The sequence below is a fragment of the Chryseobacterium aahli genome (assembly GCF_022699665.1).
GTDB lineage: Bacteria > Bacteroidota > Bacteroidia > Flavobacteriales > Weeksellaceae > Chryseobacterium > Chryseobacterium aahli.
In genome coordinates this window covers 521,991-548,273 of sequence record NZ_JALDNB010000002.1, presented here as the reverse complement: position 1 = coordinate 548,273, position 26,283 = coordinate 521,991, and the positions used below count along the sequence as shown (strand labels likewise).

Annotated in this window: 17 protein-coding genes; 11 read left to right on the top strand and 6 right to left on the bottom strand. The window is 36.4% G+C overall.

The features are described 5' to 3' along the window. Nucleotides 1-6: 6 nt before the first annotated feature. Both MQX03_RS04705 and MQX03_RS04700 read left to right on the top strand, forming a co-directional pair. Nucleotides 7-618 (top strand): acetyltransferase, encoded by a 612-nt coding sequence (locus MQX03_RS04705; RefSeq protein WP_229984675.1) that lies wholly within the window; start codon nucleotides 7-9, stop codon nucleotides 616-618. Further along, the gene (locus MQX03_RS04700; RefSeq protein WP_242801852.1) at nucleotides 615-1,784 is read left to right on the top strand and encodes an aminotransferase class I/II-fold pyridoxal phosphate-dependent enzyme; all 1,170 of its coding nucleotides are present in this window, start codon (nucleotides 615-617) and stop codon (nucleotides 1,782-1,784) included. The genes MQX03_RS04705 and MQX03_RS04700 overlap by 4 nt, the downstream gene beginning before the upstream one ends. Nucleotides 1,785-2,048: 264 nt before the next feature. Here the strand turns inward: MQX03_RS04700 and MQX03_RS04695 are convergent, their stop codons facing one another. From MQX03_RS04695 to MQX03_RS04670, 6 genes are all read right to left on the bottom strand, one after another. Then, a complete protein-coding gene (locus MQX03_RS04695) occupies nucleotides 2,049-2,924 on the bottom strand; it encodes a helix-turn-helix domain-containing protein (RefSeq protein ID WP_242801851.1) in 876 nt (291 codons plus the stop codon). A 532-nt stretch (nucleotides 2,925-3,456) separates the two neighbouring features. Beyond that, nucleotides 3,457-6,210 (bottom strand): hypothetical protein, encoded by a 2,754-nt coding sequence (locus MQX03_RS04690; RefSeq protein ID WP_242801850.1) that lies wholly within the window; start codon nucleotides 6,208-6,210, stop codon nucleotides 3,457-3,459. Nucleotides 6,211-6,263: 53 nt separating this feature from the next. After that, complete coding sequence (locus tag MQX03_RS04685; RefSeq protein WP_242801849.1) at nucleotides 6,264-7,298, bottom strand: hypothetical protein; 1,035 nt, start codon at nucleotides 7,296-7,298, stop codon at nucleotides 6,264-6,266. Then, complete coding sequence (locus tag MQX03_RS04680) at nucleotides 7,291-8,094, bottom strand: fimbrial biogenesis chaperone (RefSeq protein WP_242801848.1); 804 nt, start codon at nucleotides 8,092-8,094, stop codon at nucleotides 7,291-7,293. Before MQX03_RS04680 ends, MQX03_RS04685 begins: the two co-directional genes overlap by 8 nt. Nucleotides 8,095-8,170: 76 nt before the next feature. Next, entirely contained in the window at nucleotides 8,171-8,692 is a 522-nt protein-coding gene (locus tag MQX03_RS04675) for a hypothetical protein (protein WP_129533806.1), read from the bottom strand. A 300-nt stretch (nucleotides 8,693-8,992) separates the two neighbouring features. Beyond that, a complete protein-coding gene (locus MQX03_RS04670) occupies nucleotides 8,993-9,445 on the bottom strand; it encodes a hypothetical protein (RefSeq protein ID WP_242801847.1) in 453 nt (150 codons plus the stop codon). 365 nt (nucleotides 9,446-9,810) lie between these two features. Here MQX03_RS04670 and MQX03_RS04665 point away from each other — a divergent pair, with 365 nt between their 5' ends. The 9 genes from MQX03_RS04665 to MQX03_RS04625 all read left to right on the top strand — a co-directional run bounded on the left by MQX03_RS04665 (nucleotide 9,811) and on the right by MQX03_RS04625 (nucleotide 26,278). Then, entirely contained in the window at nucleotides 9,811-12,579 is a 2,769-nt protein-coding gene (locus MQX03_RS04665) for a substrate-binding domain-containing protein (RefSeq protein ID WP_242801846.1), read from the top strand. Nucleotides 12,580-13,096: 517 nt separating this feature from the next. Beyond that, nucleotides 13,097-14,407 (top strand): sugar porter family MFS transporter, encoded by a 1,311-nt coding sequence (locus MQX03_RS04660; RefSeq protein ID WP_242801845.1) that lies wholly within the window; start codon nucleotides 13,097-13,099, stop codon nucleotides 14,405-14,407. 94 nt (nucleotides 14,408-14,501) lie between these two features. Continuing rightward, nucleotides 14,502-16,064 carry a glycoside hydrolase family 32 protein gene (locus MQX03_RS04655; protein ID WP_242801844.1) on the top strand — a complete coding sequence of 521 codons (1,563 nt, stop codon included), beginning with the start codon at nucleotides 14,502-14,504 and terminating at the stop codon, nucleotides 16,062-16,064. A gap of 11 nt (nucleotides 16,065-16,075) precedes the next feature. Continuing rightward, a complete protein-coding gene (locus MQX03_RS04650; protein WP_242801843.1) occupies nucleotides 16,076-19,177 on the top strand; it encodes a SusC/RagA family TonB-linked outer membrane protein in 3,102 nt (1,033 codons plus the stop codon). Between the two features lie 18 nt (nucleotides 19,178-19,195). Further along, nucleotides 19,196-20,893 carry a RagB/SusD family nutrient uptake outer membrane protein gene (locus MQX03_RS04645; protein WP_242801842.1) on the top strand — a complete coding sequence of 566 codons (1,698 nt, stop codon included), beginning with the start codon at nucleotides 19,196-19,198 and terminating at the stop codon, nucleotides 20,891-20,893. Nucleotides 20,894-20,905: 12 nt separating this feature from the next. Then, nucleotides 20,906-22,300 carry a DUF4960 domain-containing protein gene (locus tag MQX03_RS04640; RefSeq protein ID WP_242801841.1) on the top strand — a complete coding sequence of 465 codons (1,395 nt, stop codon included), beginning with the start codon at nucleotides 20,906-20,908 and terminating at the stop codon, nucleotides 22,298-22,300. An 11-nt stretch (nucleotides 22,301-22,311) separates the two neighbouring features. After that, a complete protein-coding gene (locus MQX03_RS04635) occupies nucleotides 22,312-23,853 on the top strand; it encodes a glycoside hydrolase family 32 protein (RefSeq protein WP_242801840.1) in 1,542 nt (513 codons plus the stop codon). After that, complete coding sequence (locus MQX03_RS04630; RefSeq protein WP_242801839.1) at nucleotides 23,853-24,764, top strand: carbohydrate kinase family protein; 912 nt, start codon at nucleotides 23,853-23,855, stop codon at nucleotides 24,762-24,764. Before MQX03_RS04635 ends, MQX03_RS04630 begins: the two co-directional genes overlap by 1 nt. Before the next feature lie 788 nt (nucleotides 24,765-25,552). After that, nucleotides 25,553-26,278: an NUDIX hydrolase gene (locus tag MQX03_RS04625; protein WP_242801838.1), complete on the top strand. Its 726-nt coding sequence runs from the start codon at nucleotides 25,553-25,555 to the stop codon at nucleotides 26,276-26,278. The last annotated feature ends 5 nt before the right edge of the window (nucleotides 26,279-26,283 follow it).

Sequence of the window (26,283 nt, the reverse complement as noted above, 5' to 3'; positions counted from 1 at the left end):
TAAATAATGTTTTTATACGGAGCAGGCGGGCACGGAAAGGTAATTGCAGAGATCGCAGAGGATGTCAATGTAGAGATTGATGCTTTTATTGATATTGATCTATCTAAGCGGCAGCTTTTAGATTATGATATTCTACATGAAATTCCAAACAAAAATGTTGAATTAATCATTTCTATCGGTAACAATAAAATAAGAAAAAAGATTGCTGCCAATTACAAGAATCTCAATTTTAAAAAATTAATTCATTCCAAAGCAGTAATTTCTAAAAGAGTTAAGATTGAAGAAGGTACTGTGGTAATGGCTGGGGCAACAATAAACTCTGAGGTGAAAATTGGTAAGCATTGTATTGTTAATACCAATGCATCGATCGACCATGATTGTATTTTGGAAGATTTCACGCATATCTCACCAAATGCAGCTTTAGCTGGGGGTGTTTTTGTGGGATTGGGTACAAATATCGGTATGGGAGCTTCTGTAATTGAGGGAATTACCATTGGGAAATGGTGTACCGTAGGTGCAGGTTCGGTAGTTATAAGAGATATTCCTGATGGTGCTACAGTTGTAGGAAATCCTGGAAAAATAATAAAAATCACATCATTTAGTAATATAGTAGTATGAATTCAAAAATATGGCTCTCTTCGCCACACATGGGAGGAACTGAAACAAAATACGTAAAAGAAGCCTTTGATGCTAATTGGGTAGCTCCATTAGGTCCCAATGTGAACGGGTTTGAAAAAGACTTAGAAAACTTCTTGAGCGGTGAGGTAAATGTCGCTGCTCTTTCTTCCGGTACTGGGGCTTTGCATTTGGCATTAATTGCATGTGGAGTAGAATCTGGTGCGGAAGTGATTTGTCAGACCATGACATTTTCAGCTTCTGCAAATCCAATTGCGTATTGTGGGGCTTCGCCTATTTTCATAGATTCTGAAAAGGATACTTGGAATATGTGCCCAATTGCTTTGGAAGTAGCAATTGAAGACAGAATATCTAAAGGCAAAAAACCAAAAGCAATTATTGTTGTTCATTTGTATGGCATGCCTGCAAAAATGGACGAAATTATCGCAATTGCAAAAAAGCACAGTATTTGTGTAATTGAAGATGCTGCTGAAGCATTGGGCTCAACATATAAGGGAAAAGCGTGCGGAACGTTCGGGCGTTTTGGAGTTCTGTCCTTCAATGGAAATAAAATTATCACCACCTCTGGAGGAGGTGCATTGGTTTGCCATACTCAGGAAGATAAAGATCAAGCAATTTTCTTATCTACCCAAGCAAGAGATGATGCTCCGCATTATCAGCATTCCCAAATCGGTTACAATTACAGAATGAGTAATATTATTGCCGGGATCGGTCGGGGGCAGATGGAAGTGTTAAAAGACAGGGTAGAAGCACGCAGAAAAATGAATGATTTCTACATAGATATTTTCAAAGGTATTGAAGGTGTTGAAGTTTTTTCTGAACCGAGCGACGATTATTATTCCAATCATTGGTTGTCAGCAATCGTTATTGACGAAAGAATTGTAGGAAAAAACCGTGAGGATTTAAGACTTGCCTTTTTAAACGAAAATATTGAGTCGAGACCTTTATGGAAGCCTATGCATCTACAGCCTGTGTTTGTTGATGCGCCATACTACGGAACGAATGTCGCAGAAAAATTATTTGATGATGGTTTGTGTTTGCCATCCGGATCTAATCTTTCTGATTACGATAGACTTCGTATAGGAAAAATTATTAAAGAATTCTTTGTCAATGAAACAAAGTTACCATATTCGTTGGTGAGTGAATAGTGGAAAGCTCATTCTGATGAATGTTTTGATTTGTAAAAAAGATTAAAATCGAAAAAAGGAGACAGCTATCAATATAGTGTCTCTTTTTTTTGATTTTTATTATCTTATTAATCTGAAAAGTTTAATAATGTGTTTAAAGAAAAAACAGAAGCCGCATTCTGAAAAACAACTACAGACAACAGGTCTTTTTACATTAGGTCTGCTGAAGCGAAAATCTAAAAACGGTTCAGTATAGTGTTTTTTCTTTGATAAAAGAGAGGTTAATTATATCGAAAGTTCACGTATTTCAGAAGGCTTTTTACCTATATGTTTTTTAACGAAGTTGCTGAAGTTTCCTTCATCACTGAAACCAAGGTCATAAGCAATTTCAGACATGGTAAAGCTTGATAATTTTATTGCCTTTTCGCATTCTGTTTTTACCTTGTCAATGATAAGTTGTTTAGCAGATTTTCCGTAAGCACGTTCTGTAATTTCGGTAAGTCTTCTAACAGAAATATTAAGTTCATGGGCGTAATGTAAAACTTTTTTATTAGAACGGAAGTCGCGTTGCAGTAAAACTCTAAACCTGTTTGCGTAAGAAACATAATCTAAGCGGTCATCTTTTTCTGACTCTTGATTATCTAAATGTAAATAGGCGTCTAATATTAATCCTTCAATAGCGTTGTGGGCTGCTGAAATGTAAAGGCTTTCATTCTTTGACTGAAACTTCATCAATCTTTCGATCAAAATTACCTGATTGTATTTATTAGTGCCAAAATAGGGGGCGATAAAAATTTCAGAATAACTGTTAAAAAATATCTGAGAATTCAAAAAAATACTGTCTTTGGATGTCTTATCATAAAAAGCAGCAGAAAAGGCAATTATATAAATATGTTTTCCGTATGCATTAAGAATTTCAATATCCTTCTGTGGACCAATATAGATTGAATTGCCTCCTTTCACATTGTGCAGTACTCCTGAAACATATAAATCAAAATCGTTTTCTGCAATCAAAATGCAGAAATATTCGAAGGTGCTGAATTGATTTTTATAATTGTTGCGTCTGATAATATCACCAATTAAATTAATGCTGAATCCTATTTTCTTAAGTTGATCTGTGATTTTATACATCGAAATGAGAGATGTTATTTTAATTTTCAAAAATAATATTTAATTTCACAAATTGCTAATATAATATTAATTATTTGATGAATTTAATAATTTGGTCATAAAGCCGCGGTAAATCCTTTACTGTAAGTGTTTTCATTGTAAATCAGATCTGGATTCTCAATATGATATCATTGCTTGAATGATTTGTTTGGTAAATTGAAAGTAGTTTTTATTTAGCTTGATAGATATGGCATTCTCTTGATATAGGTAATTGTAAAGCTTTTCTTATTCAGCGAATAGAAGCTGATAAATTATCGCCAATGAAATTAAATCTATGCAAATTATAATCTATATCATTTTTTTTAATTTATTATTTTAGCAATAATAAACAATTATTATTTAAATATGTTATAAGTGGGTAAATGTTGTCGGATTTTTTTAGTGGCTAAAAGAAAAGCGAGGTTATTGATCTACGCTATTCATTTTCTAGAAAGATATAATTTTACGGCTCTTACGAAAATCGTATGTATTACGTGAGTTGCGTGAAGACATTAATTAGATGAATTTTATATTTTTGTTTCATTTAATTTCCAAATTTCTTTGAATGTATTTTCTTCTCTTTTACTTTTATCACAAACTCGGGAAGCGTGTAAAGTTCACCTGCTTTCACTGAAAAATGAGTGCGCTCAGTTTCGCAGTAAGTATTCTGAGGAAGCGAGTTTGCATTGAGTAAAATCGTATAATTTCCGATAGGTAAGAAAGATATAAATTCACCATTGTCATCTGTACTTACGGTTTCAATTAAAATAGTATCTCGGAAAATATTAAAGGTAATCCCATTTGCTCTTGGATTGAAATCAACAGCCGTTTTATGGTCAAATTCATAATTGATGTGTCCTGCGACAGTTCCGTTCTGATGTAGTGGAATAGCGAGTTCAAGCTTGTATTGGCTGATATCCAACATTTGATCGTCATAATACCATCCTTCCTGAATGGATTGCTTTAAACGGTATTTTCCAAAAGGGACATTTTTATATAATATTTTTCCTTCAGAATCAGTTTTAAAGGCGATATTATTGATATTAATCAGATAATTTGAAGCAGTTTCTTCATCTGTGTCAAATGTATTATTGTTGTTTTTGTCATAGAAAGCGAAAGCGTAAATGTCTGATTTTTTCTTTGTGCTTAAAGTGGCTTTCTGTAGGTTTAAGGTAACTCCCGCTTCAATGGTGAAAATATTATTTCTCATGTTTGCCGAAGAATAATTGTACAAAGATGAATTCACAAAAAAATCATACAATCTTGTTTGCCATTTCAGATTGCAAAAAGCTGAAGGCGATTTTCCGTAGATATTATCGTCTGTGTAAGAAAGACCGGATGTGATGCTTAGTTTTTCTTTAAATGCATTGCTGCTATAATAAACAGAGGTGTTGAGTTTTTTATATTTTTCGTTTTTATCTATGAGTTGGGAGAAAGCGTATTCAGATAAATAGTAACTTCCGATTTGGTATTGAGAAGTGAAATTTATTCTCCTGTAATTGTAATTGAAATTTATTTTCCCCTGAAACTCTTGGTCTTCTTCATTAGGATATTGTGCAATACCAAGATCCAAAGCCAAAACGGCAGAATGTTTTTTATTTACACTCATCCAATTGGTGCTTTCTACAATTCTATGTGCTTGAATTGATAAATCATTTTTTTGAAATTGCGGCAGAAAATTGTCGTAGGAATTTGACTTTTCAAATTGATACTGATATGCAAAAGAATGCCCGAATGATCCTGTTTTAGCAAAATTCAATCCGGCCTCCATTTTTATATTGTCAGATGAAAGCTGAGTCTGGTAAAAATAATATTTAGGAGAATAATTAGAATAAAAAACATTGGCAAAAGCATAGTGCTTTTTGAATACCATCAAATTAACGTTTTGCTGTATCTGTAAACTTCCTCTTCTGTTTCCAGGGTAATAATCTGAACTGTAGAAAATATTTCCGTTGAGATTAAGTTTTTTAATAATTCCCGAATATTGAGATTCGAACGCCAAAGAAGGTTTTGTAACTCCGTTTTGGTCATAGAAGCTTATTCCTCCGTACAGTTTTGATGAGGTCTGCCAAAGATTGTTGAAGTTGTGGGTGAATTCCGTTCCTATTAAATGATGTTTTGCTTTCTCGTATGGATCATTTTTAAATATATAAATTGATGACAGATTATGAGAAAAATTGTAAGGATTAAGAATTCCTTTCACATAAAAGCCGTATCCGTTTTGCAAAAAAGAATTTCTTTCCAATAAGCTGAAGCTCTGCTCGATAAAGCCGACTTCAATTTTTTTGTCTTTTGCAGAATTCAGAAAACTGTATTCTATTCCTCTTCCGAAAAGCGAAAGTTCCAGAAGTTTACTGATGTTTCCGAGTGTAAATTCGCTTTTTTCCCGACGGTAAGAAATGTATGTATTGTTGATAATAGGATCAGTCTGCGAATTCATCATAAACATATTTCCGTTTATAAAAATATATCCTGAAGCAACATTAAAACCGCCACTTCCTAAAATCTGATACATATCAAGATCGTTTCCAACTTTTCTGTAGCTTGTCGTGATTGAATTTTTTGTTGTGCTTGCGAAGCCATTTTGCTGCTCGTCTTGAAACTTTTGTGTATGAGAAATACTTTGTACAGAAATTCTTGTGTTGCCAAATAATTCCTTATCGGGATCTTTAAATCCGGTAACGTTGATAGTGAAATTACTTTGTTTTAGAAGTTCTTTTGAAGGCAGAAAACTGAAAGTAAACGTAGAATCCTGCTGTGGGTGTAGCGTTCCGTGTTGTTCGATAAAATGATTGCTGTCACTGTAATCAGGAATTTTAAAAACCAATGTCGTTTGCTGCGTTCTGTTTCCTTTATTGGAAACTTTTATTCTGATCTTTAAAGAATCAAGGTTGTTGTCTCTGAAGATTTGTTGATTTTCGGCAGTCATCTGTAAAATGCTGCTTTCCTGCACTTGGTGAATGACTGTTTTTTCGCCAATTTTCTGATCAAACTCGTTGGTTAAAATAAGATTGATCTGGGCGTCTCCTGCATCTGCATTGTTCCCGACAAAGAATTTAAGTGAAATAAATCTTTTTTCATTTTTTTGTAGATCAACAAAAATTTCCTGTCCTAAAATGGATCTGAATCCTGTCGGAGTAGATGTTTTTAATTTTCCTTTAAAATTTTCATCCCTGTTGTTATTTACAACTATAACAAGGTCAAGGATTTTTGAATCTGCACTAAAAGATTTTTCATGAATGTCAAACAGGATATTTTCCGTTTTGTTTTGAGCCGACAAAAAGAGCGAACAGATCAATAACAGACAATTCGCAAAGTTTTTTATTAAATTTTGACTACGAACCGATAACATTATTGGGGAGTTATCTCATATTGTAAGGTCGCAGAATATTCATCAGGTTTTGCATTGATGAAATATTCATCATTGGGTTTTGTGAAATATTTGATTGTGTAATCAAGATTTGCTCCCTGTGTTGAAGAGCCTTTTGCAATAATCTGTGAAGCTGTATTCAGGAAAACTGTATTGAAAGATGAACCTGCATTTTGCGTTGTCGGCAATAAATTCATCTGAACATTGCTGACTGGAATTGTTTTTCCGCTCGCTGATGTGAAATTATTTTGAATTGCTTTTACTGTTATCTGAAAATTTGTATTCGCTTTTACGGTAAGTGCATTCGGATAAGTAACGCTTTTACCGTCTTTATAATCCTGCATACTGTTGAATTCCAAAAGACCGTTACTCGCATTTCCATTAACTTTTAAGGAAAGTTCTGCGCTTGTAGGCGGGGTTCCTGTAAGTGCGCCGATCTGAAATTGAAACTGATGATCCATTTTTCCGATGATCATATTGTTTTGGTCGTAAGCGGTAAATTCGATTGGAGCTGTAAAAGTTATCCATGCGGGATAATTTCCAAGGTAGGCTCCACCGGCAACAATTATGCTGAATTTTATCTGCAAATTGTAATATCCGTTGGGTTGACTTGGCTGGTTGTATAATGGTGCATTTGATTGTGGAATTAATAAGAAATTTGCACCTTCTGTTACAATAGTGTTGGGAGGAATTCCTATTTCAGCTATCGTAGGAACAGGATTGGGATAAGCTTGGCCTGTTGAAGAAACAGGTTGAAAAGATATTTTATTGGCAGGGAAAATATACGATCCACTGTTTGCTGTGATTGCGCTTTTCAGACGTGCTGACAATCTCCAATGGGGAATGTTGAAATTTCCGTTTCCGGCAATAGTCATGGTGTATGCATCAGGATTTGTGTTTCCCTGATAAGAATTGATTTGAAGATAACTATTTGTCCATGATGAATATGACACTTGAGAATATAATTGACCGCCAAGAAAAAACAGCATCATTAAAAAGATGAACTTTCTATTCATAACTAAAATTTAATTCACCCATTTCCAAATTTTCTGCATCTCCATAATCCATAAGTACAGACGCTGTGTATTTACCTTTCTCCAAGAGATTTGGAAGCGATATTTCCATTTCTCTTTTATTTCCGGGCATTGTGTAAAATATTACAGGATCTAAAGTTATTTTCTTACCATTACTAGTATTCAGAATGTCGGTGGTTACTTTACCATCGACCCATATTTCTGCCTGATTTTCAAAATTTAAGGTCAGTGTTTTTTTTGCTGCATCAAATTTTAAATCTGTTATTTCAATTTTTTTCTTTTTTGCTTCCGGTTTTTTATGGAAAATTTTAATTCCTGAACGGATGCTTACTTTTATATTTGCTCCTTTATTGTCAATATCATCAACGGGATTCATTTGACTTACATACAATAGAGCAGTATGAGCTGATAAATTTTCTTTTGGAAGGGTGGGTGAGGTGATAGTCATTTCGATATCACGTCTTTCTCCGGGTGCTAATGAAAAATAAGTATCTTCTTTTTTAATGGTAATCCATCCTGCACAAGAAGTCGGAAGTGAATTGGCTGGATGCATTTGGTTTTCTCCCTTCAAGTCATATTCCCAGTCGCCGAGACTTACTGCAAGATCAAGACTGTTTTTTGCACTTACGTTAGTCACGGTTATTTTTTCGGTATTACTGATGCCGGCTCCTGATTCAAAATAAAGTCTGGGTGGAGAGACTGATATTCCGGTTTGTGCTTTTGCATTGAAGATGAATGCAAAAAAGAAAAGGCAGAATAGCTGAAATATATTTTTCATGAAGAAGTATGTAATGAAAGAGAAGTGCTGCAAAAAACTGCAACACTTCTTTTATTGATCAAGATTTCTCGGAATCTTATTGAGATACGATAGTGTAAGTCAGTTCAGTAGTGTATACTGTAGGGTCTTGTCCTGCAATATAGTTATCCAGATAAGTATTTGCACCTGCACCTTTATATTCGATGCTGATTTTCTTATCAACCCCTCCGTTTGAAGAAGATACTAAAGTTGTTTCATTAGCAGATAACTGTACGTTTTGAGAGTACTGTGCACCATTTACAGCGTCAGAACCAGCTGTTGCTTTGATCTGAATTGTATTTGCTTGAATATTTTTTCCACCGTTTTGCAAAGCAGAATTAGCACTTTTCACTTTTACCTGAAAACCACCAGTACTGAAGATGTTTAGGTGATCTACATTCATAGAGCTTACTCCGTTTGCATAATCATCTTTGGTAACGTAATTAAGGTCTACATTTTTTTGTGCGTTGTTCACGACTAATGTCTGGATCGGTTTCAATCTTACGTTAAGTGTAACGTTTTGTGCACTGAGGGTTCCTACACCTAATATTGCTATTGATGTAATAATGAATTTTTTCATTAAAGTTATTGTTATATTGTTTCTAAGTTTCGAGTGCAAAAGTATGATGACTTAGAGAAATACAGATTGTGAAAAATGACTTATTTTTTGTGAAAATTGACAAATAAATAATAAAACTTGTTTTTCTTTGCGTTTTTATAAATTTAAACATAATATTATATGATTAAATATAATTGGTGTTTTGATTTGGTTAAATATTAAATAAATTAATGTTTTTAATATTATGTAATTAAATTAATAATTTTAAAATTAAATTATTGTTACTTATTACATAACGGAAATTAATATATTTTTAATTTGCTATTGTGTAATGATCAGATAAACAAGCATTCTATTGGTTTCAGATGTAAAGCATTTGTTAAGGACTTCTCTTTGAGTATGAGAAAGATGTGATGTGGGGATTTTCTGATTTATTGTAGAAGAAGTTTTTGAATAGACAAGCTTTGAATTAAATGAACAATCTTCTTTATTTTCAGTATGTTTAATGTCAGCGATGTCTGTTTGTGATGTCAGTTTTGCGTTAATCAATTTGATCTGATATCCGTATAGGTTAGATGCCGTCAATTCATTTCTGTAATTTACACTGTTGGAAGTTTGGGAGTAATCGTTGCTTTTTGAATCTTTTGCAGTTGTAATCGACAGAACCTGAGAAGGAAAAATTCTGATATTGATTCGAATTTGCTCTGCCGTCTGGGCCGATAAAAGTGCTGAAAGTCCCAAAAGACATAAAAAAAAGATACATTTAAAGTACATATTAATAAAATGAACTGGTTTGGTAACATAAATATAGTGATTTATGTTAAAGCTTGTTTAATTTTGTTCAATAATATTTTATAGCTGTTAATTTGATCATATTTTCAGAGTTTTCCATTAGCAATTCATAATTTCAAAAAAGTCTTCTGTCATTATCAAACCAATACAAAAGTTCTTTCAATAATCCATCTTTATATGTACGGTTTAATCACTTTAGCCGGAATCAAAAGATACCGTAATGTTTTCATTAGCAATAAAGCAGCTTTACTATCGTGAAAATTGGCAACACAATAGAGCAGATTTAATACAAAATATTATCATTAAAAATTGCCTGTGTGCAACATCTTCATTAATATTGTGTTAATATGTTACCAATAAAATTTTTGAAATTTTTCAGTTTTCTTAAAGCCTACAGGCTGTTATTCCTTCTGTTTTTCTTTGTTTTTTTTTCTTGTAAAAAAACGCATAAAAATTCAGAAAAAATTACTATCGGATTTTCTCAGGGTTTGGGAAATCATCCGTGGAGGCTGGCAATGAACCATTCTATGGAGATACAAGCATCACTTCATTCTGAAGTAGAGCTCAATATCCAGAAAGCAGAAAGTTCTGTTAATAAGCAGGTTCAGGATATACAAAAAATGATTGATCGTAATGTGGAAGTGATTATCATCTCACCCATTGATCCCGAATCCTTGGTTCCTGTAGTGGAAAAAGCGGCTGCCAAAAATATTCCGGTTATTTTGCTCGACAGGAAGATCAATTCAGAAAAATATACGACCTATATCGGCGCAGATAATGTGGAGATTGGTAAAGAAGCGGCCAATTATATTCTTTCAGATTCCAAAAACTATAAAAAAGTAATCGAAATAAGAGGCGATGACCAATCTTCTCCAACCATAGAAAGAAGTCTTGGCTTTCAGGGAATCATCAGAAGTAATCCCAACACAGATCTAATAAAAACCTTTAAAGGCCTTCCTGCAGATGCTTTCAGGAAAACGCTGGATTCTTTGGGAAATCAAAGTTTGTATGTTTTTGCTTTTAATGATGAGCTTGCCACCACTGCATGGCAGGTTGCACGGAATACAGGTTTGGAAAATCAAATTAAATTTATCGGTGTTGACGGATTGAATACAAAAGACGGCGGAATACAAATGGTTCTGGATGGAAAGCTGAATGCCACTTTATTGTATCCGACCGGTGGAGCAGAAGCCATCGAGACTGCGATTAAGATTTATAACGGTGTTGCCGTTCCGAAACGCATCAAGCTCAGTACAACGATCATTGACCGAATGAATGCGGAAATAATGCGCAATCAGTTTGATAAAATCATCGAACAGCAAGGTGTTATAGAAAATCAGGTACAGGCGGTTAAAAAACAGATCGAGCTTTATTCTTCGCAAAAAGAATTGTTCCGATGGTCTGTAATATTGTTGATATTGATGTTTTGTCTGGTTGCTTATTCTATTTACCTTATTTATGCGATCAAGATAAAAAATAAGCAACTTACGCTTACCAATGAGAGAATTACTATTCAAAGAAACCAGATCGAAATCATTGCCAATGAGTTGAAAGACAGTAATGAAGCGAGGGTTAATTTTTTCACGGGATTGTCTCACGAATTTAAAACACCCATTACGCTTATTCTCAGTTCATTAGAATCTTTGATTGATTTCGGCAAAACCAAAGGGACGAAACCATCATATGAGTTGGAGCTGATCAATAAAAACTCCAACAGATTATTACGATTGGTAGATAATCTGCTGGATTTTAGAAAAATAGAAAATCAAACTTTTAACCTAAGAGTTTCAAAGACGAATATTTACGATTTCACTTATGCAATTTTTCGTGATTTTGAAAATGAAGCTAAGAAAAGAAATATCAAATTTGAAATTCATTCCCAAAATAAAAATCTTGAGCTTTATATCGACAGAAACCTGATGGATAAAGTCTATTTCAACCTTTTGTCCAATGCTTTCAAATTTACGCCGGACAATGGAAAGATTGAAATCACTATTCAGGAAAAAGGAAATCAGGCGGTCATCAGCTTCAAAGATAATGGAATCGGAATACCAGAAAAAGAGATCACTAATGTCTTTGAGGCTTATTTCAAGGGTTCCAACAACAGAAAAAACAGTTCAGGAATTGGGCTTCATCTTAGCAGACAATTTATAGAGCTTCATCTTGGGAAGATAGAAGTGAACTCTTTTCAGGGAACGGAGTTTGTGATCAGTCTTTATAAGGGAAACAAGCATTTCAACGAAGACCAAATGATAAAAGAACCCAGTCTCGCAGATGCTGAAAGTCTGACAAAAGATGCTGTTTTTACAGGATTGGAAGATGAGACGATTATCCAAAATCAGGAATCTCAGGGCGAACGTTATTCGCTGCTTTTGGTGGAGGATAATTCGGATTTGTCTTTCTTTTTAAGCAAAAAACTTCAGAATGAGTTTGAGGTGATGGTTTCTGACGGTACGGATGCAATTGATAAGGCTTTGAACGAAATTCCTGATATCATCGTCTGTGACGTCAATCTTCCAGACAAAAATGGTTTTGAAATCTGTGAAATCCTGAAAAACGACCTTCGTACATCACATATTCCGGTCATTCTTCTGACCGCTTTGGACAATAAAGAATCGTACCTGCAGGGATTAAAATCCGGTGTTGATCTTTATCTCACAAAACCTTTCAGTTATCCGATTCTGATACAGTCGTTGCGTTCGCTGCTTTACAACCGTGAGAAACTACGTTATTATTATACAAACAATATCGGCAGAATTGTGGACAGCAAGTCGTTCGGAAGCATAGAACAGACGTTTGTGAACAATCTGAATAACTTGATCAAAACCAATATAGATAATCCCGATTTTTCAGTAGAAAATCTTGCAGACCTGCTCAATATTTCCAGAATTCAGCTTTACAGAAAGATAAAAGCGATGTTTGATGTGAATGTGAGCGATTATATCAACAATTTCCGTCTTGAACAGGCCAAATCGATGCTGCAAAATCCCGAACTGACAATTTCTGAGATTGCATACAAAACCGGTTTTTCTTCCCCGAATTATTTCTCTACTGTTTTCAAGAATAAGTTTGGGATATCTCCGAATACTTTTAGAAAGTCGGAAGGAAAGGAGTGATAAAGAAGTACGAAATCAAATGAGTATATACTTGAATACAATAGTATAGTAACAAAATCTGAAGCTCTAATTCATATTTAAAATCAATTTACACATCTTATATTTTTACAATATTCAGCAGCAGCAAATCAAACTGCTGCTTTTTTATTACACTTTCTCAACCACGCATCTTCATCTAAACGAATAAGCAGCTTTCTGAACTATCTATAATTCCTAAAAGTTCTTTACCTAAAAACTCTGCACCTTGACCCTTTTTTCGGTTAAAATTTTCATAACATTAATTGTTATTAAACCTTAAAAACACCAAAACACACGTAACATTTTTATAAAACAATGTTACAATTTTGTAACCTGATTAAACTTTAATAAAATTATTTTTAAATAAATTATTGATTTTCAGTTAATTGTAATTAATTAACAAATAGTTAACCTTGCCGAAATATTTAGTTACATAATTAAACCCTCGGATTGCTACCTCGGGATATATTAGCCACAAACAAATAAATATTTTTAACAGATGAATAAAATTCTTATGTGGTCTATTACGGCAGCTTTGGCAGGATTTCTTTTCGGGTTTGATGTTGTAGTTATTTCCGGCGCAGACAAAAAATTGCAGACACTCTGGGGCAGCTCAGATGCATTTCACGGAGCAGTCGTAATGGGAATGGCATTGTGGGGTACAGTGATAGGCGCCATTTTCGGCGGAATACCGACTAATAAATTAGGACGAAAAAAAACACTCTTGATTATTGGTGTTTTATATGCATTTTCTGCAATAGGAACTGCACTTTCCAATGATCCTTATCTGTTTGCATTTTTCAGGTTTATGGGTGGTTTGGGCGTTGGTGCTTCTACAATTGCTGCACCGGCTTATATTTCAGAGATTGCGCCTGCAAAAGACCGCGGCAGAATGGTTTCCCTGTATCAGTTTAATATTGTTCTGGGGATTTTGATTGCATTTTTATCAAATTATTTACTAAGCGGTATCGGCGATAATGACTGGAGATGGATGCTTGGTGTACAGGCAATTCCCGCAGCTATTTATACATTATGTGTTCTCACCATTCCGGAAAGTCCGAGATGGCTGGTTTCCCAATCCAGAATAGAAGAAGCGAAAAAAGTAATGAAAATCCTGAGCCCGGATCAGGATTCTGAAACCTTGATCACGCAGATGGAAGATGACCACGCAGAATCGCCAAAGGAAAATATTTTTATGAAAAAATACCGTTTTCCGCTGATGTTGGCTTTTCTAGTAGCCTTTTTTAATCAGATGTCGGGAATTAACGCATTCCTGTATTATGCACCAAGGATTTTTGGCGAAGCAGGTTTGGGCGAGAAAACAGCACTGCTCAGCAGTATAGGAATTGGTGTTGTGAATATGGTTTTCACTCTGGTTGGGGTCAACCTCATTGATAAAGTAGGGAGAAGAACATTGATGTATTGGGGTTCTGTAGGTTATATCATTTCTTTAGGGCTGGTTTCTATGGCGTTTTATTTCCATTGGTCGGGATTGGCCATTCCTATTTTTCTGTTCCTCTTCATTGCTTCTCACGCTATTGGTCAGGGAACCGTGATTTGGGTGTTTATTTCGGAGATTTTTCCAAATCATCTTAGAGCATCGGGACAGGCTTTCGGTAGTTCCACACACTGGCTTCTGGCAGCAATCATTCCATCATTGATTCCTACATTGTTTTCTACCATTGGAGCAGGGACTGTGTTTTTGGTATTTACCATTGCAATGGTATTCCAATTATTATTCGTGATGTTTATGATGCCGGAAACCAAAGGTATATCACTGGAAAAATTAAGCAAAACACTGACGAAATAGATTTAAAAAATCAATATAATCATCAGGAAGAAAACCTCTATAAATTGAATAAAGTTTTTTTAAATATTCAAAAATTTCCTATTAAATAATCATAATGAAGAAAATCATATCAACTTTAATCATCGCTGCAACGTTTTATTCCGGGCTCAACGCACAATCGGGCTCGAAAACGTCTGAAGAACAGCTTTACAGGCCCAACTATCACTTCACTCCTCAAAAAGGCTGGATGAATGACCCGAACGGACTGTTTTATCTCAACGGAACTTATCACTTATTTTTTCAGTATACGCCGTTTCAGAGTGTGCCGGATTTTGGTAAGATGCATTGGGGACACGCCGTCAGTAAAGATCTTATCAAATGGGAAGAACTGGCTCCTGCAATTGCCTATGATGAAAAGGGTGCAATATTCTCAGGAAGTGCAGTTGTGGATAAGGATAATACATCAGGTTTTGGCGATGGAAAAAATGTTCCGTTGGTAGCAATTTTTACCTACCACGATATGAAGAAAGAGAAGGCCGGAGAAATTGACGCACAGTCTCAGGCAATCGCTTATTCTTTGGATAATGGAAAAACCTGGACTAAATACAGCAACAATCCGGTATTGAAAAATCCCGGAATAAAAGATTTTAGGGATCCCAAAGTGTTTTGGGATGCGAAAAGAAAACAATGGGTAATGGGATTGGCGGTACAGGACAGACAGCATTTTTATGCCTCAAAAAACCTGAAAGACTGGGTCTTCCTTTCAGAATTTGGTGAAGATTTCGGCGGGCACGGCGGGGTTTGGGAATGTCCGGATCTTTTTCCGATAAAAGTAGAAGGAACCAACGAAGAAAAATGGGTGCTTATCGTTAACATTAATCCGGGTGGGCCGAACGGTGGTTCTGCCGCACAGTATTTTGTAGGAGATTTTGACGGAAAAACCTTCAAAATGGATGATGTTTTTACAAAGCAGCTCGAAAAAGAAAAAGTAGTCTGGCTGGATTGGGGACGCGATAATTATGCGAGTGTTTCTTTTGATAATGTTCCGGATAATAAAAGAGTGATTATCGGATGGATGTCAAATTGGGATTATTCACCGAATGTGCCTACGGAAAAATGGAGAGGCAGTTCTACTATTCCTCGTGAAGTGATTTTGAAAAGATCAAAAGAAGGTTACACTCTGAAAAATATTCCTGTTTCCCAGCTTAAAAATTACGAAGGAAAGGCCGTTAAAAAAGAAATTAACCTTGTTTCTGATAAAAAGCTCATCAGTAAAGGAGAAATAGATCTTTCTAAAGCAGTTATAGATGTTGACCTTAAGAAAATGACCAAAGGAGTTTACACTTTTGCTTTGAAAAATTCATTGGGAGAACAGGTGATTTTCGGAATTGATAATAACAAGCAGGAACTGTTTATTGACCGTACCAAATCCGGGAAAACAGATTTTAAGAACAATTTTGCAGACAGGATTTCCAAAGCGCCATTATCAAAAAGCTACCAAAATGCAACACTCAAAATTGTATTGGACAAAACTTCCATCGAAATTTTCTTCAATAACGGCGAAAAGGTAATGACCGAAATCTTCTTCCCTAATGAAAGCTTCTCGGAACTAAGCTTGTCCACAGATACCAAAGGAAGTACACTCAACATCAATGCCCATCATATTAATATAAAATAAAACACTATAGTATGAAGAAATACAAAATAGCCATCGCCTTTTGCCTTCTGCCTTTTTCGTATGTATTTGCGCAGGAAGTAATTAAAGGTAAGGTAGTTTCCTCAAATCAGAAACCGTTGAGCGGGGTTATCGTAACCGTTTCGGAAACAGGAGCCAATACCACAACAGACAGTAGCGGTGCATTTCAGATCAATGACCTGCAAAAAGGAAACACTTTAATTTTCACTTATCCGGATTATTCTACCCGTGAAGTAGTAGTGGATGAAAAGACAATTCTTAACATCGTTTTAGCTGCGGAGAAAATAAAAAGTATAGATGAGGTCATCGTAACCGGATATACCAAGCAGAAAAAAGCAGACATTACGGGTGCGGTTTCCGTGGTGGATATGAAAGATCTGAATAAGCAGGCTGAACCCAATCCGATCAAATCTTTGCAGGGAAGAGTAGCAGGTGTTAATATCACAGCCGACGGATCTCCTTCCGGCAGTAATACAAAAGTGCTGATTCGTGGGGTTGGAACCCTGAATAATACAGATCCACTATACGTAATAGACGGTGTTCCCACAAAAGCCGGAATGCACGAGCTTAATCCAAGTGATATTGAATCAATGCAGGTGCTGAAAGATGCATCTTCTGCAAGTATCTACGGATCCAGGGCTGCGAATGGTGTTATCATTATTACTACTAAAAAAGGAAAAAAAGGGAAGATGAGAATCGACCTTAATTATTATACGGCGTATTCACAATATGCAAAGAAAACAGAGGTTCTGAATGCAAAACAATTCGGACAGGTGCTTTGGCAGGCCAACATCAATGACGGACTAAACCCGAATAGCAACAATCTGAGCTACAGTTTTGACTGGGGGGTGCAGAATGGCATTCCGACTTTATACAGCAGCTATGTTCCGGAATATCTGGATGCCGGAAAAACAATAAAATCAGCCAATACCAACTGGTACGATGAGGTTTCACAGGCTGGTGTTGCCAATTCGCTGGATGTTTCTGCTTCAAGTGCTTCAGACAAGGGGTCTTACTACTTCTCTCTGGGATATTATGACAATGAAGGAATCGTGAAATTGACCAATTTCCAAAGACTGTCTGCCCGGGTCAATACCTCGTATAACTTTTTCGAAGGAAAACTGAAAATTGGTGAAAATTTCACCTTCAATAAAACCAATGAACTGATGGATCCGGGCGTTTTGGACCCTGCTTTACGTGCTTTGCCTATCATTCCGGTTCATACTGTGGACGGAATCGGCTGGGGCGGACCAGTTGGAGGAATGAATGACAGGCAAAATCCTGTCAGACTTTTGGAATACAATAAAGACAACGGCTACCAATACCAAAGATTCTTCGGAAACGTTTATGCTGAATTGCAGCCTGTGAAAAATTTAACCTTAAAATCCAGCTTCGGAATCGATCTTTCCAATTATTACAAAAGAATGCTGCAAAGAAGCTATGTTTCGGGTTACTTGCAAAACAAAACCAATGCAGTAAACATTGACCAGTCAGACACTGAGAAATGGACTTGGTCAAATACCGCACAATACACCGCAAAAGCAGGGAAACACCATTTTGATGTTTTGAGCGGAATGGAAATGTATAAGGATACATTTAAAAATACTTGGTTGAGAAAAGAAGGATTCCTGATAGAAACACCAGATTATATGTATCCAGATGCTGGAACAGGTGATGCTTTCAACGGCGGAATTTCCACGTATTACAGTCTATTGTCCTACTTCGGAAAATTCTCTTACGACTATGACAACCGTTACCTTTTCTCTGCAACAATGCGTTATGATGGCTCTTCAAGGTTCGGTAAAAATAACCGTTTCGGAACATTCCCTGCATTTTCAGCTGGATGGAGAATCAATAAAGAACATTTTGCAGAAAATCTTATTCCGTTTTTCTCAGATTTACGATTAAGAGCAGGTTGGGGACAGACCGGGAACCAGGAAATCAGTAATTCGGCGGTGTATTCACTGTATATAGCAAACTATGCAGGAGGAAATCCAACGTGGGCAACATCTTACGGTACGGCTTACGATATTTCCGGTGTCGGAAGCGGCTTACTGCCATCAGGATTTATTGCAACTCAGACAAAAAATGACGACCTGAGATGGGAAACGACCACGCAGACGAATCTTGGTTTAGATTTCGGATTCTTCAATCAAAAACTGACAGGGAGTGTCGATGTTTATAAAAAAGCAACAAAAGACATTCTTGTATTGCCACCTTATCTGGGGGTTATCGGAGAAGGAGGAGATCGATGGATTAATGGTGCATCTATGGAGAATAAAGGGATTGAAGTTGCATTGTCTTATCAGAATGAAACAGCAGGTGGTTTCCGCTACGAAGTTTCAGGGAACATCTCAATGAACCGCAACAAAATTACTGAACTTCCTCAATCCGTTATCAACAATTACGGTGGAAACGGAACATCAGATAACATTTTGGGACGCCCGGTCAACTCAATGTATGGTTATGTTGCCGACGGACTTTTCAGGACGCAGACAGAGGTGGATAATTCTGCAAGTCAGTCAGGTAAAGGCTTGGGAAGAATCCGCTATGCAGATTTAAATGGTGATGGAATGATTGACGACAAAGATAGAACGTGGATTGGTAATCCGAATCCGGAATTTATGTATGGTGTCAATCTCAACTTTTCATATAAAAACTTTGATCTTTCAACATTCTGGCAGGGCATCGGCGATGTAGATGTCATTAATTCAAAAAAATATCAGACTGACTTCTGGAGCGTGGATGATGTAGGTTCCAATAAAGGAACAAGACTTCTGAATGCGTGGTCGCCACAGAATCCCAATTCAGATATTCCTGCACTTACTACAGTGGACAGCAATGCAGAATCCAGATTCTCATCGTATTATGTAGAAAGTGGAAGTTATCTGAAGCTGAGGGTTTTACAGTTGGGCTACACGTTCCCGAAATCTTTAATGGAGCAATATCACATCACCAATTTCAGGATGTATGCAAGTGTTCAGAATCTTTGGACTATAAAATCGAAAAGCTTTACAGGAATAGATCCTGAAACACCGGCATTCGGTTACCCGTTACCGCTGACGTTCAATTTTGGAGTTAATTTTTCCCTATAATTTTTAAATAATAAAAAAATGAAAAAGAATATACTTTTAACAATAGCTTTTGCCTTTTTGCTGGGAACAACTTCCTGCAACGATTTTCTGGACAATGAGCCGAGAGGTGTCCTGTCGGAAGCCGATGTGGTAACGCCTCAGAATGTGGATGGTTTTGTGGTTGCAGCCTATGCATCTCTCGGAAACGATCATTATGATACCCCTTTCAGTCTTTGGCCGTATGGAAACGTCCGTTCTGATGATGCGTACAAAGGAGGAAGCGGAACTAATGATATCCAGACTTTTCACTTTTTTGAAATTTCAAATAATATCCGTTCAGATTTTGGTGAATTAGACAGATTATGGTATCTCAATTATGTTGGAATTTCCAGATGTAACAAAGCGATTGCCGCGCTGAAGCAGCTTTCAGATTCTGAATATCCGAACAAGCAAAGAAGAATTGCTGAGATGAATTTCGTAAGAGGGCATTACTACTTTTTGCTAAAAACGTTATTTAAATATGTGCCTTATGTGGATGAAAATACACCGATTGATGACTATCCTAAAATCTCAAACAAGGCAAAGAACGACCAGCAACTTTGGGAAGCTATTGCTTCTAATTTTGAATTTGCAGCCGCTAATCTGCCTGCAACACAGTCGGAAGTGGGAAGACCAAAGAAAAGTGCTGCTTATGCTTATCTTGCTAAAGTAAGGCTGTATCAAGCGTATGAGCAGGATGATAACTATACGGTAACACAGGTAAATCCAGTTACGCTTCAGAAATCTATTGATGCTGCCAATCAGGTTATCGGAAATTATACATTGGAGCCTGACTTCGGGTATAATTTCCTTCCGGGAACACACGAGAACGGACCGGAGGCAGTTTTTTCCATTCAATATTCTGACAATGACGGAACGCTTTTCGGAAGGCTCAATTATGGTGATGTGCTTTCTCTGCCACAAGGTTTGGGATGCTGCGATTTTCATAAGCCAAGCCAAAATCTGGTGAATGCATTTAAAACTACACCTCAGGGGCTGCCGATGTTTGATACTTTTAACGATACGGATCTTAATTACAATCAACTAAACAGTTACAAAGTGGATCCGAGATTGTATCACACCGTTGCTTTGCCCGGACTGCCGTGGAAATATGAAGAAAACAAAATCTTTCAGGAAAGCTGGAGCAGAAGTCCCGGAACTTATGGATATTATTCTTCATTAAAGGAAAATGTACCTGTAGGATGCGGCTGTACCGTGAATGTAGACCCTTTCTATGGAAATTCCAAGAACAGAATCATCATAAGATATTCCGATGTTCTGCTGATGAAAGCCGAAGCCTTAATTGAACTCGGACAAATCAACGAAGCGTTGCCATTAATTAATCAGGTGAGACAGAGAGCTGCCAATAGTACTGTTTTGACTGGAAGCTACACCACCAACAATTTGATCAGCAAATATGAGCCGGGAGTAAACTGCACGTGGAACCAGGATTTTGCAAGAAAAGCGTTGCGATGGGAGAGAAGAATGGAGTTTGCAATGGAAGGAAGCCGATTCTTCGACCTTGTGAGATGGGGAACTACAGCAGGAACGATGAACACCTATTATTCTGTCGAGAAAACTAAAAGATCTTTCTATTCTCAGGCAGGATTTGACCACGGAATTGAGGAATACTGTCCGATTCCATTGGCACAGATCAATTTCAGTCAGGGACTGTACAAACAAAATAACGGATACTAAAACAAGATACGAATGAAAACGATATTCAAAAAAACTCATATTATCATCATTCTGCTGATATCTGCGGCTTTTATCTGGTCTTGCGACAGTCAGGTGGAAGATGGGCTTGTTACGGATGTTTCAGTCAACATTTCCTCTTTTAAGGTGAACAATGTTTCAGGGGAAATTGACCATAAGAATGATAAAATCACGCTTATACTTCCTTATGGAACAAGTGTTAAGACATTGGTTCCGGTTATTGGAATTCCTCAGGGAGCAGTCGTTTCTCCGGCATCAGGAGCAACGATTGATTTTTCACAGCCGGTTAAATTCAAAGTAAAAAATGGCAACATCTACAAAGATTATCTGGTAACTGTAAAAGCTCAGGATCCGATCATCAGCTTTAAGATCAACGGATTATCGGCTACCATCAATAATTCGGGTAAAACCATTTCTCTTACAATGCCGGAAGGAACAAATCTTACCGCATTGCAGCCGGTAATAGAAACCGGAAATGGTGTCAGCATCAATCCTGCATCGGGAACAACCATTAATTTTACCAGTCCGGTTTCGTTTACTGTTTCTAATGGCAGTCTTACTGAAGTATACACGGCTAAAGTAACAACGCCTGTTTCAGGACCGTCTATTGCATTCCTTGGAACGGCTACTACAAGAACAGGATTGACAAATCTGGATGAAATTGCGGCTTCTGACTGGCTTTTCGGAAAATATTCAGGTGCGGTGTATGTTTCGATTGCTGATGTCGCAAGTGGTGCAGCCAATCTTACGGGAATTAATGTGATCTGGTGGCATTTTGACTCGGCTACCGCTCTACCGGGCGATCCGCTGAATACGAATGTAACTTCCAAAATCAAGACTTATCTTAATGGCGGAGGAAATATTTTACTTACAAGTTTTGCTGCACAATATGTTGATGCATTAGAAATAGTTCCTGCAGGAAAAGGACCGAATAATGTTTTCGGAGATTTTCTTCCGAACGGATTTGTAGATACAGGAAGTGATTGGGGAATCTCTTTCAAAGGATATGAGAATCATCCTGTTTTCGATGGTCTTCAGACGTACGAATCAGGGAAAGCTAATCTGCTTGAGAAAGGGACATTCCGTCTGAATCATACGGCTTGGTGGTTCCTTCCGGATTGGGGTGGATACGTAAATGGTGCCGGATGGAGAAGCCAGACAGGTGGTAATAATCTTGCCAGCGAGGCTTGGGACAATACTTTGGACGGACGTGTTGCCATTGCTGAATTTCCTGGCGGAACTGCCAACAAAAAATGTATGGTTATTTGTATGGGTGCCTACGACTGGTACAATGAAACAGTGAATGGAAACCCGAGCCAGCCCAACTCGTTTCAGGATAACATCAAAAAGATGACGGAGAACAGTCTCAATTATCTTGTAACCCATTAATGTCAGAACCCATGTCAATTAAAAAAATATATGCAGCAGCCGTACTTGCAATGGCAATATTCTCCTGTCAGAATCACGATTCTGACACAGAAGTTAATCCGGAAGATATTTACAGCAAAACCAATATCTTTCCGCAGCCGCCTAATCAATGGATGGGAGAGAACAATCCTTATTATACAGAAGGTTATGCAGGCGATGTAATGCCTTATTATGAAAATGGGAAGTTTCATCTTTTCTTTCTTCACGATGCAAAAACAAAACCCGCAGGAGAAGGATTTCACGATATTCATAGCTTCGAGACCGGCAATTTTACAGATTTTACTTATCAGGGAAGACAGATTTCTTACGGAACGTCATCAGAAGCCGATTTTGGAGTGGGAACTGGAAGCCTTGTAAAGGTAGGAAATACCTATTATTACTATTATACCGGTCATAACGCCGTTGCTTCGTTCCTTTCAGGCAATCCACGTGAGAGCGTTCTGTTGGCAACAAGTACGGATATGAAAAACTGGACGAAAATCAAGAATTTTAAAATCACTGCTCCGGCAGGATATTATGATTATGAATTCCGTGACCCGCACGTTTTCTTTAATTCTGAAGATGGAAAATACTGGATGCTGGTCTCTGCTCAGACTTCTGACAAGAAAGCGGTCGTACTGAAATTTACTACCACCAATCCGGCAAACGGAAATTGGACTGTAGAAAATACGATTTATACGACTAGTTCTTCCGAAAATTATATTATGCTGGAATGTCCGGATCTTTTCAAAATGGGCAATTATTGGTATCTTGTTTTTTCTGAAAACTGGAGCAGCAATACCGGAACACATTACCGTATTTCGACTTCCCCGAACGGGCCGTGGATAACACCTCAAAACGACCGTCTTGACGGCTCTTATCTGTATGCCGCTAAAACAGTTTCGGATAATACAAACCGTTATCTGGTAGGATGGACTGCAAGAAAAACTCCTGAAAATAATACCGGTGGAAAAGACTGGGCAGGAAATATTGTTGCTCATAGATTGGTTCAGAATTCGGACGGAACACTGGCTGTGAAACCTGTTTCAGGATTACAATCTGTATTTGGTCAAAATGCTGTGTTATCAGTAGATAAAATCATTGGAAATGCTTCTCAGAATGGAAGTAGTTTTAATTTATCTGCCAATTCCCAGGTCACTTTTTCAAAACTTCAAAAAGCCAATCAGATTAACTTTACATTGAATGTATCTGCCGGAAAATCAGGAATTATTCTGGCACAGGATACCGACGCAGGAAGCGGAGTTAAGATTGCATTTGAACCTGCAAATAATAGAATCGCAGCTTATGTAATGAATTCCGGGTCGGAGGATCTTATGAATTCTTATTCGTTAAGTTCGGTTTCAGGAACATCATATACTGTAACGGCTTCTATAAGCAACGACGTTTGTGTGATTTATATCAATGGTAAAATAGCATTCACCAACAGAATTTATAATATTGTTAATAAAAAATGGAGTATTTTTAGTTCTTCAGAGAGTTCATTCAGTAATATCAATATCAAAAATCCCAATTAATGTTTATCAATAAGAAAATTAATGTAATAAGTTTTGGAGAAGTACTTTTCGATGTTTTTGGAGAAGAGAAAAAAATTGGCGGAGCTCCTCTCAATCTGGCTCTCAGAACAGCTTCGTACGGCTTTCCCGTGGCAATGATTAGTGCCGTAGGAAATGATGAAGATGGAAAGGTGATTCTAGATTACACCAAAGAAAATGCTCTTGAAATCGCTGGAATCATTGTTTCTCCGGAATATGAGACAGGAATTGTTCAGGTTTCTTTAAATGAACGTGGTTCTGCAACGTATGAGATCAAATTTCCTTCTGCGTGGGATTTTATCAGTGTTGATGATAAAATAAAGGATACCGTAAAAGAGGCCGATGTGTTTTTTTATGGAAGTCTCGTTTGCAGAAATGAGGTTTCCCAAAAGACGCTTTTCTCCTTATTAGATTCCAATGATACAATGTTTAAAGTTTTTGATGTGAATCTAAGAAAGCCATTTTACAATATTCAGCTTCTGGAAAAGCTTATGAACAGGGCAGACTTTATTAAATTTAATGATGAGGAAATATTGGAAATTTCTGCCGGAATGGGATTTGAATCCGATAATCTGGAATCAAATATCAAGTTTATATCAGAAAAAACAAACACTAAGGTAATCTGTGTAACTTTAGGAAAACACGGTTCTATCCTGCTATGGAATGATCAATTGTATAGACACGAAGGCTATCCCGTGAAAGTGGCAGATACAGTAGGGGCAGGAGATTCTTTCTTGGCCAGCCTGATTGCAAAATTGCTTTCAGATCAAAATCCGGATGATGCCTTAAACTTTGCAAGTGCCGTCGGTGCTTTGGTAGCGAGTTACTCTGGTGCAAATCCTAAAATAGAAAGTTCAGAGATTGAGACGTTTTTGAAGCGGAATGCTTATTAATCTGATTATTATATTCGTTAAAAAGACAGTACAAATAATTATTGTGCTGTCTTTTTTATTTAAATAACCGGTCTTATTCCATTACATGATAGTTGAAAAATTATGCCTATCCAATAGAAAAGATGTTAAACTTAATGATGCCGAAACTTCAAAAAGGTCGAAAAATGAGTAAAAGTCGGTTTTTATTTTTTTAGGGGCAATTTAAAATTGATCTCAAAAAACTTCCAAAATTCAATAGAGATTACAATCTTTATTTTTCATTTAGCTGGGTTCAGTATCCAGTCATTTCGTGAGAATAGAGGGAAGAGCTTTCCTTTCATATTACATGATTTATAAGTGATTTTACAATGAATTAAGAACATATTAAACACTATTATATTTGCTCCGTGATCTAGTCAAAAATTGTAAAATGAGTCAAAATTTCATGATTAATGACATGTTTTGGTTAAATTTTACCGCTGTATTTTAGATTTTATCCACGAAAATTTTCAATTTATTAACTTTTTGACAATAAATGTTACTTAGTTTTATTGCTAATGTTATCATATTCCTAAAATTAACGAAAATTAACTTAATAAGTGTGTAATAAACATTTAATACCTTTGATATTAGATAATTGAGTATTTGTTATCATATAAATAATGATAAGCTTATCATCAAATGAATACAATTCTTATCATCAAAAGTAGCTATGTAACCGTTTGATATTTAATATATAATGCAATTTTATTTTTTTTTATCGATTGAATTTTTATATTTGTCATGTTACGTAAATGTTAACATTAGCTATGGCTCCAGAATTTATACATACATATGTTTCAGTTGACTGTGTTGTTTTCGGGTTTGACTCCGATAATAAATTGAATATATTATTGGTTCAGCGTCGATCTGATGACTCACCTGCCGAAATGCACAAAAAACTACCAGGTAGTTTGATATTCAGTAATGAGGATGTTGATGATGCGGCCAGCCGGGTACTTCATGAGCTGACTGGTATCAAAAAAATGATTCTGAAACAATTTAAATGTTATGCAGACCCTATGCGTGCGAGCAGTCAGAATGATATAAAATGGATGGATAAAGAGTACCAGCATAATATTGACAGAATTATTACTGTTGCCTATCTGTCTCTTTGCAAGATCGATCATAAAATAAACAGTTCAAAGTACAGCAATGTTGATTGGCATCCTATTGATAAAATACCGGCTTTACCATTTGATCATAATGTTATTATACAGGAGTCTCTTGGAGAGATCAGAAGATGGATCGATATTGATTTTACAATTATTTTCGAGCTTCTGCCAAAAAAATTTACCATCAGGCAGTTATATCAGCTCTACTGCGCATTAAGCGAAAAGAAAATTGATATCAAAAATTTTCACAAAAAAGTTTCTTCTTTCAGGTTTATTATACCATTAGATGAAATTGAAGAGAATGTTTCGCACCGTGCAGCGAGATTTTACAAGTTTGATGGGAAGGCTTACAAAAAAAATAATTCAAAATTAATTAAATAAATCAA